Origin of the sequence: Halobacillus locisalis, from assembly GCF_013694105.1 — a bacterium.
GTDB classification, from domain to species: domain Bacteria; phylum Bacillota; class Bacilli; order Bacillales; family Halobacillaceae; genus Halobacillus; species Halobacillus locisalis.
Genome location: NZ_JACEFG010000001.1, coordinates 420789 through 435938 on the forward strand (window position 1 = coordinate 420789; position 15150 = coordinate 435938).

Genomic DNA, 15150 nt, shown 5'->3' on the forward strand with positions numbered 1-15150 from the left:
ATGTTAGTCCTCCTCAGAGTCTTTGAAATGCTTCTTCAATTCTTTTAACGAATAACGACTGCCTCTCCAATCAATACCGCCTCGAATCCATGTCAGAATTAAAGCTCTCGTGAGCATATACACAAATAGCAGGGCGAATAAGGGAAGGCCAAGCACGTACACAATTGAATACATGGTCAGACTTCGAATCGTCAAGGCATATAAACAAAATAACAAAAGGATGTTCACTCCGCTAATGATTTGAATTTCGAAAGGCGAAATAAATAACAGAACGAACGGAGCGACCTGCGATAGTAATACGCCTGAAATAGCTACAAGAGCAAGTGGAACAGAATAATTTAAGCCGGCAAATGCATTCTTTTCGAACCCTCGAAGCGCGGCAGGCAAGGATGGGTACCATTCTACAGATAAATGGTCCAAGGCTGTAATCAACCGTTGCTTGAACCCATGTCGCTTCACTCGCTGCCCGAGCTCTAAGTCGTCATCAGGTCGAAAGCGAATCGCTTCATGACCGCCAATGGATTCGTAACATTCCTTACGAATCAAATTGAAAGCCCCGATCCCCATGCCCCCTTTATGGTTGGTCTGATTAGCTGTCCAGGGACGTTTTAAGTAACCGAAACCGAATAGGAAGAAGGAAATCAATCCCCGCAACCAGAAAGAATCGGCACGCAAATCAGGAGCGGCTGTCACGTGATCAGCACGCTCCTGGACTAAGTAACCATAAGCCTTGGCCAACGCATCTTTCTCAAAAAGAATGTCAGCATCTGTAAAAAGGTAGTATTCTCCCGATGCGTGCTTCACACCTTGGTGCAATGCATGATTCTTTCCCAACCATCCTTCTGGAAGGTGGGGAATGTTTACATACTTAACTCTCGCATGATCGAGCGATAACCGGTGCAAAATGTCAGGTGTTCTGTCTGAGGAACGATCATTCACAGCGATGATTTCTACATGGATGTGTTCTTGTGCAAGTAAAGATAGTACGGTCCGTTCCACATCTTTCTCCTCGTCCTTAGCAGCGAGAATGATAGAAATGGTTGTTTGATCAAGTGTTACGTTGTCTATATTTGGCTTGATCTTCTCTAAGCGAGGGATTTTTTTATAGCCGACCCAATAATCCACGAGAATCCCAGCCCAAAAAAGTGACAATATGAAATACAGCCAGAACATGTCTTTTATCCCTTTCTCTTATGATAGAGTTGCCTGTATTCTAACGCTTCATAAGGGACGTCAGAAAAAATGGCGTCAACTCCCAGCTTGTAGCATTTCTTCATCATCGTCGGCCGGTTGACCGTATAAATACGCAAGTCTAGTTTAGATTTCTGGCAATCTTTCACAAGCTTTTTATCGAGCAGCCGGTGTTTGACATGGAGCGCATCCGCACGAAGCGATTTGGCATACGCCACGAGGTCCCGCCTGTTTGTTGAGGTTAAGAATGCCGTCTTCACCGAAGGGTTGATTTCTTTCATGCGCAAGATGCTGTCTGAATTGAAGCTTGAGATGACAGTTCGATCAAGGACGTAATTGCGTTTCAAGGAATCATAAACAATTCGTTCAATGTCCTTGTATTCAATCACGTTTGTTTTTAATTCTACATTCAGAAACATAGGTTGATGTTTAAACCACTTTAAAAACTCGTCCAGTGATACAATAGATATATCAGAAAATTTAGGAGAAAACCAGCTTCCCGCATCAAGCAAGCTTAGCTCTGCATATGTATAATCTTGAACAAAGCCGGTTCCATTCGTCGTCCGGCGTAGGTTTTCATCATGAATCAGAACGGGCACATTGTCTTTTGTTAATTGGACATCGGTTTCAATACCTTCTGCTCCAGCCGCTGCGGCGAGTTCGAATGCAGACATCGTATTCTCGGGTGCCAGCTTGCTGGCTCCGCGGTGTGCATAAATCATTGTTTTACCCAAGGATCATCACCTCTTTGGTTGGTTTTTACATCTATTATACAGAAAATTTGAAGGTTAAGGGGGGCTATCCATGAATCATTGGCAAACGAAGGATCAGCTTACTGAGTTGCTGTGTGCGTTAGTTGAATACCCGAGTATTACGGAAAGTAACGCGGAAATCGCAATCATGGAATACTTATATTATATTTTGGAAGACCGTAATTATTATCAAAACCATCCGGAATACTTGAATCTTCATCCGTTGAAGGATGGCAGACAGCTACTCACCGCCCTCGTGAAAAAAGGAGATGCGAGGGAAACGATCGTGCTGATCGCTCATGCAGATGTCGTTGGTGTCGAGGACTATGGATCTTATGAGAACCTGGCGTTTTATCCCGTTGAACTGACGAGTGAGCTACAGAAGAACATAGCTGATTTACCAGATAGTGCAGCTCGGGATTTATTAACGGGAGATTGGTTGTTCGGCCGCGGTACAATGGATATGAAAGCGGGTTTGACGGTTCATCTCTCCATGCTGGAGAAAGCGATGAACGGGGAATTTGATGGAAATCTTCTGCTCGTCGTCGTGCCTGATGAAGAAGTCAATTCGGAAGGGATGCTCGCCGCCGTCCCCGTGCTAGCCGAAATGAAGGAAAAAGAGCGGTTGGATTTCAAAATCGCTTTCAACGGCGAGCCGATGTTCAGTAAGTACCCCGGGGATCCCGCTTATTATTTGTACACGGGTTCAATTGGAAAAACGCTGCCCGGTTTTTTATGTTATGGAAAAGAGACACACGTAGGCGAACCGTTTGCGGGATTGAATGCCAACTTGATGGTGAGTTATCTAGCTCAAGAAATGGAACTCAACGAAACGTTCATCGAGCAAGTCGATGGAGAGCGCACACCTCCTCCAATCAGCCTGATGCAGCGTGACTTGAAACAAGAATATTCCGTGCAGACACCCCAAGCGGCTGTGGCTATGTATAACGTATTATACATGCAGCAGACCGTACAGGATTTGAATGAGAAACTGCTAAAGGCAGCCCAGCGGGCCCGTGCTAAAATCATCAACCATTACCATCATCAGGCATCCTTTTATTTAGAGGGAACTCAAACATCGTCGTTTTCTCCAGAAATTCGGATTTTGACCTATGATCAGTTATATAAAGAAGCAGTCGACCGATATGGAAAGAGGGAAGTGGATAGAAGACAAAACCGACTGATCAATCAACGCGATCAGGGGGATCGTGACTTCTCGACGCAGCTCGTTCAGAGTTTAGCGGCTCTTTGTAAAGACATCAGCCCGATGATTGTCCTGTTCTATAGTCCGCCCTTTTACCCGTCCGTCTCCTCTCACCATGATCCTTTTGTTCAAGAAGGAGTGGCATTGGCGGTCGATTTAGCCAAAGATGCATTCAACATCGACCTTGAAGAAGTCGAATACTTTACGGGATTATCAGATTTGAGTTTCATTGGGCCGATGTCGATGAAAGCGTCGATGGATGATTTATTGAAACAAATGCCGATCCAAGGAAATGGCTATGAGCTGCCCGTTGATTCCATGGAGGCGATTACGATGCCCGTTATCAATATCGGTCCTGTCGGGAGAGATCCACATCAATGGACTGAGAGGCTGGAACTGAACTATAGCTTTGAAACGTTACCGAAAATCCTGACTAAGACGATTAACCACTTTTTTGAAAAGTCTAAAGAAGTATAGGTCATTCATCATTCTATTGTACTGACGGCGAAATGTTCAGTGCTGTAGAAGTTAAGAGAATGTTGGTGAAGGTTTCGTTTTGTAGACTTTCTAATGGCGAGGTGTTTACGGACAGATAGATGTGGTGTTCGGTACAAGGTTTACATCTTGTACCGAATCAATTATTACTTTAAATTTTGAGTTCCAAAGTCAGTGATCGTTGTTTTTGCCTCAACGGTCACTTCCATTTCTGCAAATACCTGATTCCAGTTCTTCTTATTCTGACTCCAAAAATCTGGTTGATAAATACGGATCCAGTTCGACAGGTTCAGAAAGTCGGTCTTGTATTCTTCTTGAGCGAGCTTTATGACTTCAAGTATAGATTTTTCAATTCTGGAATTGGAAGCTTCCTCGATCTCTTCTTTCCACCCTTCACGGAAGTGGGTCCTGTAGTTGCCCCAATCTTCACCGAGCGAAGTGGTGGCCTCGATGCGCAAATGCATGATTACTTTTCCATCTTCTACGTTAACTTCATATGTCGTATTGGACCCTTTCAACTCGAGAACGAGTGGTCCGTCGGATATCTCTTCTTTACTGAAGTTGATATACCCCCCTTTGATATCATTGAGGATGAACCGTACGCCTCCCATTTTCGATTTGTCTACCCATCCTAGGAATTGAAATGTGTCACTTGAAATGATCCCCGCTCCATCAGACAGGATTTTCCCTTCTTCTAGCTTCAAGCCTGGTAGCAGAAAGCTTTTGTTTTCAGAGATATATTTGGACATGTCACCGATACTCAAGTTTTCTGGAATGAAGAAGTTTCTTCCGGCATTTTCACTCAATGCCTTGATTTGGATTGCCGGAAACAGCTCCTTTGTCGGTTGCGTGCTAAAGACATCGTTGACACTTTCTTCTGTTATAAACACAGGTGTCGTTCTTCTGAATTCATGGTCCCTCATAAATAGATCGATCAACTCATCTGCCCGCTCGCTCTTTAATAAACTTGACGAAAACAATATGGTCTTTAGGTGAGTATAATTAGGTGGGCGATTGCTTTCAAATGAGTTGTTCCGAATAATTTGAAAAAGCGTGTCTCCTGATAGGGAGATGTTCTGGAACGGGATTTTATTCGAGTCTCCCCCATGTGCAGAAGGGATTTGACTTGGAACCACGTACTGGTTGACCATCTCAACATTGCCTTCTTCACTTTTCTCAAGTCCAATTCCCATAATAATCCCGATATCCTCAATCTCTCTGCTATCCCAACAACCAGTCAATAGAAATAGAATTAACACAGCAATCATGACTTTATTCCGCATAGTTTTGTCTCCTTACAAAAGAAAGGATCAATAACAGAGTCGGGAATCCGATAATGGCTACACAAGCGGCATAATTTACATAGGTTGCGTATTCGAATACCTCTGTCAAACCTGATGGATACAGCGATACCCCTAGAATTAAGGCGGCGACGATCCAGACCAACGGCTTAGCATGTATTCTAAAGGTTTGGTTAACCCCTTTCCACATGGCGAAGTAATAGGCGGAAAAAGAGGTGAAAGCGGTGATGATCCAACCGAATAAGAAAATCAATTCGAACCGTTCAAAGAAAAAGCCTTGAAATTCGATGCTTTTTGCCATCTCAACCGTTGGAAAAGTGATTTGTTTCAATTCCGCTATTCCTAATATTCCAACGGTGAGCGCCATAAATACCATGTAGATCAGCGCGGTAACCCCGATACTAGCCCACATCCAAATCCTGAGGCTTTTCGCTTTTTGTTTTGAGAACGTTTTGCTGAAGATCAAAAGGAACTCGAATCCTAAAAAGGAGAAAAACGTAACGTTCGCCCCCATTAATGGGGGCACAATGCCTTCCCCGAAGACCGGTCTCAATTCATTGATATCAACATCCTTCAAACTCAGTAATCCTAAAGCGATGAACATAAACATCATGATCGGGAAATAAAGTTGGAAAAAGCGCACAACGTCACCTACACCGTTAGATATCAAATACGTGCTGACTATGATAAATGAACCAATCACTACGAATAGGGGAGTGGTGTCCAATAAGTAATTTTTAATAATTCCCGCTGTCACGCGAAGAATATAGGCAGCTACTAGCAGTGTGTAAAGGATATAGCAGATGTTCAATAAGAATCCGAGATACCTTCCACAAATCAATGGTGAAAGCTCAAAGAATGTATGACCTGGATAGCGACTGACCAGTTGGACGATAATCATAGCACATGCTCCTACGATAAGCGCCCCACATATGATACTGAACCATATATCGGGCGTATCTACTTCATTCGCAAGCGGTCTCGGCATCAGGATAATACCGACTCCTATCATGGTAGATACAAACACTACGATAAATTGAAGACTTGTTAATTGCTTGAGATCACTCACTCTGTCCACCTCTTTTCTTGAACTTGAAACGAATGAGGGAATCCTTCCAGCGTTTGTGGTAATAAGGAGCATATGGCTCTAAATAGGGGATGTTGAAGCTTCTGAATCTTGTCAAGTGGATGCTCAAGAGAAACACAGCTAAGATCAACCCGTAAATACCTAATACCGCAGCTGATAATAATAGAAAGAAGCGTAGTGTTCGCAACGCAAGGCTAAGTGCGTAGTCGGCAACAGTGAAGGAGCAAATGGCAGAAAAGGCAACGACAATGACCATTAAAGGACTGACTATTCCTGCAGTTACCGCCGCTTCCCCGAGCACAATCGCTCCTACAATGCTGACAGCTGGTCCGATTGGTTTTGGCAATCTTACCCCGGCTTCACGTAACACTTCTATCGTAAGCTCCATTAACAAAGCTTCCATGAATGATGGGATCGGCACGCCTTCTCTTGTTTTGGATATGGACATCGCGAGGTCGGTTGGAATCAGCCCATGGTGAAACGAAATCAATGAAATGTACACAGCAGGCAGAATAACGGAGATGAAGGCAGCAAAGTAACGTAAAATCCGAATCATGGAAGCGGGGATCCATTTGAAATTGTAATCGTCCGTTGAGTGAAATAAGGCGTTTAACGTTGCCGGAGCAATGATTACGGAAGGAGAGCCATCAACAAATATGGCTACACGACCTTCCACAAGGGAGTTCGAAACTTTCGTCGGTCGTTCTGTTTCATGCACTTCAGGGAAGAGGGAATGCGGGTTGTTCTCAATGAGCTGCTCGACAACACCACCGTCTGAAATATAATCGGATTGAATATTCTCGACACGCTTGATGACTTCTTGTACAAGTTCGGGATTCGCCTCATTCTTCAAGTAAGCAACCGATACATTTGTAAATGCTTTTTGACCTATTGTGAATTCTTGGAATGTTAGATCGTTTGTTCTTAAGTGCATGCGTAGCATCGAAATGTTCTGTTCCATCGATTCGATGAATCCGTCACGTGCCCCTCTTAACGTTACCTCTGTCACCGGTTCTTGGACTTGTCGAATGGAAAACTTCGTGGTGTTCACCACATAGAAATTCCCATTCTCAATAAGGAGCGTAAAACCATTTAAGATGTTTCTCATCATTTGGTCAGACTGTCCAACTTTTACTACATGATCTAGAGGTAACTGTTGGATAACGGGTGTCTCTTTGCTCTTCTCGAGGTTTAGATCAAGAAGCGGCTTTACAATAAATTCCTGAATTTTATTGACATTACAAATGGATGCTATATATATCACGTAAATGGGGGAGTGCTGGACCATTAACGTTTTTACGGTCACTTTGTCATTCCCCTCAATCATTCTTACGAGATCATCGACAATCGGACTGTTGGTATTTTTCATGACATCCCACCCCTTGCGTACATTCCTTTTATTATGTGCAAGAAATGATGGTTTAACCGGTATGTAATGGGTGAGAAAGCAGAAAAAAAGAGACCGTCTGCCAGAACGGTCTCTTCCTTCATCTTTATCTATCTGCTTGTGTTAGATTCGTATCGTTATTCCCGCATTTGGGGCATTGAGTCCAAAATACATAAGCGACTTTCTCGCTGAACTCTTTTGAGTCTATTTTAATGATTTTCAATTCATCATGAAAACAACGCGTACATCTTTTTTGAATAAGTTGTCCGATTGCTAATTGGTTCATACTCTCTCCTCCTAACTTCTAAATAACTTGTCAGAGAGTACCGAAGCTCCTAAAGTTATTCTAGAATAACGTATAAAAGGGGGAGGAGGCAATAGTTTTTCACTAATCTATATCTGAAGCCCTATTAGAAAAGAACGAACCGCGGTTTTACGGTTCGTCCAGATAAATGACTATCCATTATAGAAAAATCCAGCATTTGGTCCGATCGGTAATCCAGTCAGCATCCATATCAACAGCATCATCACCCAAATGACAAGGAAAATGATAGAGTATGGAAGCATCGTGGAAATAAGTGTTCCAATGCCGATGTTTCGATCATATTTTTGCGCAAAAGCAATGACAATAGCAAAGTAAGGCATCAACGGTGAGATGATGTTTGTCGTTGAATCTGCTATACGATAAGCGAGTGTCGTCAACTCAGGTGAATAGCCGAGCTGCATCATAATCGGAACGAATACAGGGGCCATAATCGCCCACTTGGCTGAAGAGCTTCCGATGAACAAATTGATGACGGCTGCTACAAAAATGAAGGCGATAATCAGTCCGATGCCTTCAAACCCAATGGAGTCAAGGAATTCAGCACCACTTACAGCAATCGCTTTACCTAAGTTGGTGTGGTTGAAATAGGCGACGAATTGTCCAGCTGTAAAAGCCAGAACGATATACATGCCCATCGATGCCATCGTATCAGATAACTGATTGGCAACGTCTTTATCATTTTTGATCTCATTTGTCATACGTCCGTACACATATCCTGGTACGAAGAACATGATGAGCAGTACAGGTACTAAAGCTTGGAAAAATGGCGATGCAATAAATTCATTCGGGTCTCTTAATGGACCCCATTCAGGCACAACGAGAAGGGAAAGTAAAGCTCCTGTTCCGATAAAGGAGAACAGAGCGCCCCACAGACCCTTTTTCTCGACCGCTGTTAAATTATTCACTTCTCCATCGTTGGTTCCACCTTTATATTCACCAAGGCGGGGTTCAACGATTTTCTCTGTGATGATTGTTCCGACAACGGTGAGAACAAGAACAGAAACAACCATAAAGTAATAGTTCATCAAAATATTGATTGATTCTGCGTACTCAGGGTTGATGGTTGCTGCGGCTTGTTTTGTCAGTTCACCCAAAAGAGGGTCAAGTGACGTAGGCAGTAAGTTTGCGCTGAACCCAGCGGATACACCGGCGAATGCTGCTGCCAGCCCTGCAAGAGGGTGGCGACCGAGACCGGCAAATAAAACAGCTCCGAGCGGTGTCAAAACAACGTACCCAGCGTCAGCAGCCATGCTTGACATAATGCCCCCGAATACGAGTGCCGCGGTCATTAAGAATTGAGGTACAGAGGTTACCAAGCCACGAAGCAAAGCACTGATCAGACCTGATCGCTCTGCAATCCCGATACCGAGCATTGTGACAAGAACGGTTCCTAAAGGCGCAAACCCGACGAAGTTGTCGACCATGCTTTCAAAAATGTATTTAATTCCTTCACTAGACAATAAGTTGACAATTTGCAACGTTTCGCCTGTAGCGGGATCTTCCACTTCTAAACCGATAGTAGCGAATACCCAAGAGGCAAGAATGACGAGTAAAGCAAATAGGGCAAATAATGTGACGGGGTGTGGTAGTTTGTTCCCGACTTTCTCAATCCAGTCGAGTACCCTCATCGTCAGCCCTTTTTTCTCTTGATGTTCCATGATTTTCCTCCTTTATCCAATCGACAAATACATACAATTTCTACAATAACGCGTTAAAGTATAAGCGATGAAAAATCCGTTTTAAAGTCTTTTTGAAAAAGTGCCACTAGTAAAATTTTTTTGAAATCATCGAATATACGGACTTATCATAGGGAGGAGGAGATAAATGCAGTGAACCATGCTACAATAAAGATATTGAATGATCATTCAGTTTGGAGGACAGAGAGGATGCAGACGTTGAAAGATACGATAAAACAAATGACCGTTCCCACCCCATATGCCGTGGGCGATGTTCATGTGTACTTACTAATAGGTGAAGAACTTACATTGATTGACGCAGGTGTGAAGACGGAGGATGCCTGGAAGGCTCTACAACACCAATTGAGCGAGATTGGATATCAGCCTGAGGATGTCACTCAAGTTGTTCTCACACACCATCATCCTGATCATATGGGCCTTGTCGATCACTTTCCGAATGTCTCACTGGTAGCCGGACATCCGAAAATCCGTCCATGGTTTGAACGGGACGATGCGTTCTTTGAGCACTATGAGGAATTTTTCTATAACATGTACGTCGAATCAGGTGTGCCAGACCAATATTATGCTTTATTAAAGGCGTTGCGTAAGCCTTTGAAGTGGACTTCGGAAGGGATATTGACGAAGGAGCTGACTGAGGGAGAGCCAATACCGGGGCATGAGGAGTGGGTCACGATTGAGACCCCCGGTCATGCTCAAAGTCATATTTCCTTCTATCGTGAATCCGATGGTGCGTTAATCGGGGGAGATCATTTGCTTCAACACATCTCTTCCAATCCCCTATTGGAGCCACCTTTTAAAAAAGGAGAGGCGCGCCCTCGGCCATTACTGCAATATCGAGACTCGATGAAGAAGTTACTCGATAAACATATAGGTGTCATTTACCCTGGACACGGGAAAGTGTTTGAAGGAGCCCATGAATTGGTTCGTGACCGGTTAAGAAAACAAGAACTAAGGTCCGAAAAAGTTCTTCAGATGTTCGAGCGTGGACCATTGACCGCTTTTGAAGTGTGCTCGAAGCTGTTTCCAAAGCATATGGAGTCCCAGTTTGGTCTGACGATGTCAGAAACGATCGGACAACTCGATTATTTGGAATACACGAATCAGTTGAATGCCTATTGGCAGGGGAAGAAAAAAATATACGATGTAGTCAGGTGATCAGAGTGAATGAACGAGTGAAGGGAAAAAAGATTTTAATTACCGGGGCGTCTAGTGGGATTGGTCAATACTTAGCCATTCATATAGCACGACAGGGTGGCATCCCAATTATGGTAGCCAGGTCGACAGCAAGACTCGAGATTATGGCTGATAAAATTTATGATACTTTCGGAGTGAAAAGCTATTGGTATGAAGCGGACCTCACAAATGATGCCAATTGGAAAGATATCATCGACCAAATTTGTTATGACCATGGATCATTGGATGCGCTCATCAACAATGCCGGAATGGCCGTTTTCGGACTTGTTTCAGAGTCTAAGTGGCAGGATATCGATCGAATGATTTCGGTGAATGTGAAGTCATTATTCCGAACGACTCACCAGCTACTGCCGCATTTTCTACAACAAAGAAGAGGCCATATTGTGAACATTGCTTCTCAAGCTGGGAAAATCGCCACTCCCAAATCTGCAGTTTACGCAGCGACAAAGCACGCTGTGTTAGGGTTTACGAATGCTTTACGGATGGAGGTCGAGGAAAAGGGTATATTTGTCACGTCTGTCAACCTTGGGCCCGTACGTACAAACTTTTTCAAACAAGCGGACCCCACTGGGAATTATGAACGTGCCGTTGATCGCATCATGTTAGAGCCGAATGAAGTAGCCTTAACGGTTGTGAATGCCTTATTTACAAAGCAGCGGGAAATTAATTTGCCAAGCTGGATGAACTCTGGAAGCAAAGTGTACTCGATTGCTCCTGTTTTGATGGAAAAAGCTATGCAAGGGCAATTCAGCAAAAAATAAGACGTTGGCATACTGTTCGTACTGTTGGATAAACAGAATGGATTCGGAAAAACTAAGGGTGTTCGATTACTTTGTAGAGGAGTTGGATACCGATGAGTAAAAATTCGAAGTCTAAACGGACCATTCAAAAAGGCAGAGATGCGGTACAGCCAAGTACAGGTGAAGAACGCATAACTATTTCGAAATCTAATCCTTTCAGAAACAATCGTACAAGGTAGTTTCTTTTGACAGAAGCAGTTTCCACCATTGTGGAAACTGCTTTTTTAGGTGATTTCGAGCAATGAACAGAGAGATGACGAGACCTTTGGCATCAAAAGTGATTCTTTGGAATAAAATGGACAGATGGATGTTCTTTGCTGAAGAGAGAGGGTGTCTAATATGGAGTGGTTCGTCTATCTTTTACAAGGAATGCTGGCTTTGATGTTTCTCATGGCAGGGGCCGGGAAGCTTATTGGCTTGAAAATCCATGTAGATGGCTTTGAACATTGGAAGTTACCCCAATGGTTTCGTGTGGTTACGGGAGTTGTCGAGCTACTTGGATGTGCGTTTTTAATCATCGGGTTTTGGTTATCAGATTATGCCGTTTGCGGAGCGCTGATCCTTGGGGTGACTGGGATAGGCGGGATCTTAACACATATCCGCGTCAAAGATTCATTCAAAAATACGCTGCCGATTACGATTCTTGCTCTTCTTTCTTTTCTTTTATTCTTCCTCTTATAGTAAGAAACTCATAAGGACATCAAAAAGCAACTTCCTTCGAGGGAAGTTGCTTTTTCTATGAAGTCAGGCGTAATGTCCACCGATTTTCTTGCTTCGTTCCGGAGTGACACCGGATTTCGTGAAGCTGCTTGCACGTAAAATGGCGGTCGATCCATATTTGTCACGGATTTGATCCATCACACTGCCGACATCTTTCTTTTTGGGACGATCATCGAAAAGGGTGAGTTGGGTTGCAATATCTTCATCAAGGTTTGTAAGCGTCACGGATATACGGCGAATCATACTGAAGCCGTCGTAAAACTTGTAGAAAAGCTGCAAACACAATCGGTACATATCCATTGTGATGTTCGTCGGTAAATCGATCGAAGTGGAACGACTGAAGCCTCCGCCTGTTTCTTTCGCATATCCGATCGAGAGGTGAACCGTTCTTCCGGCTCGCTTCGCTTTTCTTGCGCGTCGACATGCTTCCTCACAAAGATCAAGCATGACGATTGGTACTTCTTCTTTTGCATAATTACGGAGTAAGGTGATTCCGTGACCGAAGCCTTTTTGATCGGTCTTCGTAAAATCGCCCATGACTGGGCTGAGGTCGATACCCCAGGCGTGCCAATAGAGTTGCTCACCGATAATACCGTAATGCTTCTTTAAGTACTTGAGTGGATAGTTGGCGAGTTGTCCTAAACGAACAATACCGAGGCGATTGAAATTACGTGTCATCCTTGATCCGATTCCCCATATGTTTTCGATGGGAGTAGGCCATAATAAACGTTCAACATCTTCATAGCGACATTCCGCAATGCCATCTTCCGCTTTTTTCGCATGGATATCCATCACCACTTTGGCAAGGAATTTGTTATCACCAATTCCAATCGCGCATTCTACGCCAAACTGTTCGAGTATGCGGTCCTGGATCATCCGCGCAATCGTATAAGGAGAGCCGTATAGTTTTTCCAACCCGTCAACCGTTACCCATAATTCGTCGACGGAATATATGTGGATGGCTTCGGGTGGAACAATTTGCTTCATCATCCGCGCGATCTCTACAGACACTCTTACATATTCGCCCATCCGTGCTCTTGCAACGACTAACTCAGGATCGTTTGGTAACTCGAAATAACGGCTGACGTTGCTGACACCATGCTTTTTCTTCAAGGCAGGAGAAGCAGCCAATACGATACTGCCATTACGGTCCGGGTCCCCGACCACGGCCAGCAACGCGGTCTTCGGGTCCAGCCCTCGCGTCGCCATTTCAACACTCGCGTAAAAACTGCGCATGTCGATACAAAGGACGTCATGGCGAGGATAATTTGAATAGTCCACAATCATCACTCCAAACAGAACATTTGTTCTCATTATACACCAACTGCGGTCGTTGTCATACATGAAAAATTTGTTTAATGTATATTTTTCAAATTTTAGAAACTTCTGTATAATGTGCTCAGAAGAGAATTTGCACACCTACATATTTTGGGGGATACGTATGAAAAAACTGCAGTGGATATTGCCGGGAATTGTTATCGTAATAGGAATAGCAATATTAGCGTTTATTAACTACAAAGAAGTCACCGCCGTACCAAATGATCAATGGGGGCGAGAGGTAGAATTGACGTCTACACCTGTTCAATCTGATTTAACAGTCAGTCGAAAAGAAGATGGGCATTTTGCGGTATCTTATTTCGACGAGGAAGGGTTTGTAAGTAGTGAATACGATGAAAACTTAGAGAAAGTCGACGAAGAGACGTACGATATCCCATACACGAGGTGGACGGAAGTCTATCATGGAGAGGGGCCCTACATATATGCTGATTATTACGGGATGCATTTGTTAGAAAATGAAGAAAAGATTGCCGGTATTGAAGAGTTCCTGCCATTACAAAGCGGTGTTGTGCATCAAACAGGGAGCACAGTCTATTACCTGAACCCGAATACACTGGAGAAGACCGTCTTGGCTGAAGGGTTAACGGATCAATCTACGATTTATGCGAAGGAATCGGGTGGCTCGACGTATCTCCTCATTGAAGAAACGAATGAAAATGTGATTGATTATGCAGTCAAAGAATGGGATGGGGAGAAGGTTAGCCAAATTTCAGAAGGAATGTTCGAATTGGCTATAACGCTTAAACTCAATGATCTAAGCTTTAACGTTAGTGGAGGGGAGCTGACACTATTAATCAATGCGCTGCCAGCTAGTAAGCGATCGCCTTTACCAGAACAAAATTTCTACCTTTCGCAACAACCTTTGAGTGAGGAAGCACAGCTGAATGAGCTTACGTTCAGCGACCCAAATAGCGATATGAAATTGATGAACTTAGATGATATTCAATTGTTGACCATCGATGATACGACACATGCGCTTTTCAGAGCCGTAGGGAGTACAAATACAAAATTTCGGGACAACACCGAATACAATGTTTTTAAGGCCACATTTGCTGAGAATGACATAACATCATTGTCACGCTTAACGAACACACCTTGGTTGTCCAAACACCCGGAATGGGTCGATGAAGGAATCATTGCTTGGATGGATGTAACAGGAAAAGTGAATCAGGTATTCATGAGTTCTTCAAATGAAGTGGATGTGTTGCCAGAACCAGAAATGAGTGGAGATACCATCTTGCGGATGGCAGGAAAGTCCATTGTCATGTTGACCGGGGCGTCTTTAACGTTTGCTGTCACTATGGTTTGGTATGCGGTCCCGATGGCTTTCATTGGATTTATGATGTTTGGTTCGAACAACGCCTTGGATAAGGGAAAAGAATGGGTGTTTTACGGGCCTGTCATCCTGTATGTAGCTATAGCGCTTCTTCTGCACAATCATCTCTTCAGTCAAAGCGTGATGGCGAAAATACCCGATTACTTGCAATTCCAAGGGAGTCCCTTTCTATTGATCGCTGGATTCGCGCTCATCATTTACTTCATCATGTCGTTGACGAAAGTAAATCAGAAGTGGACGATTTCGATGCGGGTGACCTATTTTGTAGCAGCACATTTGTTGTTTCTCGCTGTCTTTGTAGGTCCATACTTATTATAAAAAGA

Annotated in this window: 14 protein-coding genes; 6 read left to right on the plus strand and 8 right to left on the minus strand. The window is 43.6% G+C overall.

The window, feature by feature from the left end; all coding sequences use genetic code 11:
* Positions 1-3 precede the first annotated feature (3 nt).
* Both H0266_RS02150 and H0266_RS02155 read right to left on the minus strand, forming a co-directional pair.
* Positions 4-1152, minus strand: coding sequence for a glycosyltransferase family 2 protein (locus H0266_RS02150; RefSeq protein ID WP_181470735.1), 1149 nt, complete (start codon positions 1150-1152; stop codon positions 4-6).
* A 26-nt stretch (positions 1153-1178) separates the two neighbouring features.
* Positions 1179-1925 (minus strand): glycerophosphodiester phosphodiesterase, encoded by a 747-nt coding sequence (locus H0266_RS02155; RefSeq protein ID WP_246363593.1) that lies wholly within the window; start codon positions 1923-1925, stop codon positions 1179-1181.
* 70 nt (positions 1926-1995) lie between these two features.
* Here H0266_RS02155 and H0266_RS02160 point away from each other — a divergent pair, with 70 nt between their 5' ends.
* Entirely contained in the window at positions 1996-3624 is a 1629-nt protein-coding gene (locus H0266_RS02160) for a M20/M25/M40 family metallo-hydrolase (protein ID WP_181470736.1), read from the plus strand.
* A gap of 164 nt (positions 3625-3788) precedes the next feature.
* Here the strand turns inward: H0266_RS02160 and H0266_RS02165 are convergent, their stop codons facing one another.
* From H0266_RS02165 to H0266_RS02185, 5 genes are all read right to left on the minus strand, one after another.
* Complete coding sequence (locus H0266_RS02165; RefSeq protein WP_181470737.1) at positions 3789-4925, minus strand: Ger(x)C family spore germination protein; 1137 nt, start codon at positions 4923-4925, stop codon at positions 3789-3791.
* On the minus strand, positions 4915-6012 hold the full coding sequence (locus tag H0266_RS02170) for a GerAB/ArcD/ProY family transporter (protein WP_181470738.1): 1098 nt from the start codon (positions 6010-6012) through the stop codon (positions 4915-4917). Before H0266_RS02170 ends, H0266_RS02165 begins: the two co-directional genes overlap by 11 nt.
* Complete coding sequence (locus tag H0266_RS02175; RefSeq protein WP_181470739.1) at positions 6005-7399, minus strand: spore germination protein; 1395 nt, start codon at positions 7397-7399, stop codon at positions 6005-6007. Before H0266_RS02175 ends, H0266_RS02170 begins: the two co-directional genes overlap by 8 nt.
* A 124-nt stretch (positions 7400-7523) precedes the next feature.
* Positions 7524-7703, minus strand: coding sequence for a hypothetical protein (locus tag H0266_RS02180; protein WP_181470740.1), 180 nt, complete (start codon positions 7701-7703; stop codon positions 7524-7526).
* A 170-nt stretch (positions 7704-7873) separates the two neighbouring features.
* Complete coding sequence (locus H0266_RS02185; RefSeq protein WP_181470741.1) at positions 7874-9400, minus strand: AbgT family transporter; 1527 nt, start codon at positions 9398-9400, stop codon at positions 7874-7876.
* 228 nt (positions 9401-9628) lie between these two features.
* On the opposite strand from H0266_RS02185, the gene H0266_RS02190 reads away from it, so the two are divergent.
* The 4 genes from H0266_RS02190 to H0266_RS02200 all read left to right on the plus strand — a co-directional run bounded on the left by H0266_RS02190 (position 9629) and on the right by H0266_RS02200 (position 12114).
* A complete protein-coding gene (locus H0266_RS02190; RefSeq protein ID WP_181470742.1) occupies positions 9629-10594 on the plus strand; it encodes an MBL fold metallo-hydrolase in 966 nt (321 codons plus the stop codon).
* A complete protein-coding gene (locus H0266_RS02195; RefSeq protein WP_343063190.1) occupies positions 10591-11394 on the plus strand; it encodes an SDR family NAD(P)-dependent oxidoreductase in 804 nt (267 codons plus the stop codon). Before H0266_RS02190 ends, H0266_RS02195 begins: the two co-directional genes overlap by 4 nt.
* A 92-nt stretch (positions 11395-11486) precedes the next feature.
* Positions 11487-11612, plus strand: a complete 126-nt coding sequence (locus H0266_RS19565) for a hypothetical protein (protein ID WP_281374202.1) — start codon at positions 11487-11489, stop codon at positions 11610-11612.
* A gap of 160 nt (positions 11613-11772) precedes the next feature.
* Positions 11773-12114 carry a DoxX family protein gene (locus tag H0266_RS02200; RefSeq protein WP_181470743.1) on the plus strand — a complete coding sequence of 114 codons (342 nt, stop codon included), beginning with the start codon at positions 11773-11775 and terminating at the stop codon, positions 12112-12114.
* 63 nt (positions 12115-12177) lie between these two features.
* On the opposite strand, the gene H0266_RS02205 is transcribed toward H0266_RS02200, so the two are convergent.
* Entirely contained in the window at positions 12178-13434 is a 1257-nt protein-coding gene (locus tag H0266_RS02205; protein ID WP_181470744.1) for a DNA polymerase IV, read from the minus strand.
* Between the two features lie 160 nt (positions 13435-13594).
* On the opposite strand from H0266_RS02205, the gene H0266_RS02210 reads away from it, so the two are divergent.
* Positions 13595-15145, plus strand: a complete 1551-nt coding sequence (locus tag H0266_RS02210) for a hypothetical protein (protein ID WP_181470745.1) — start codon at positions 13595-13597, stop codon at positions 15143-15145.
* Positions 15146-15150 lie beyond the last annotated feature (5 nt).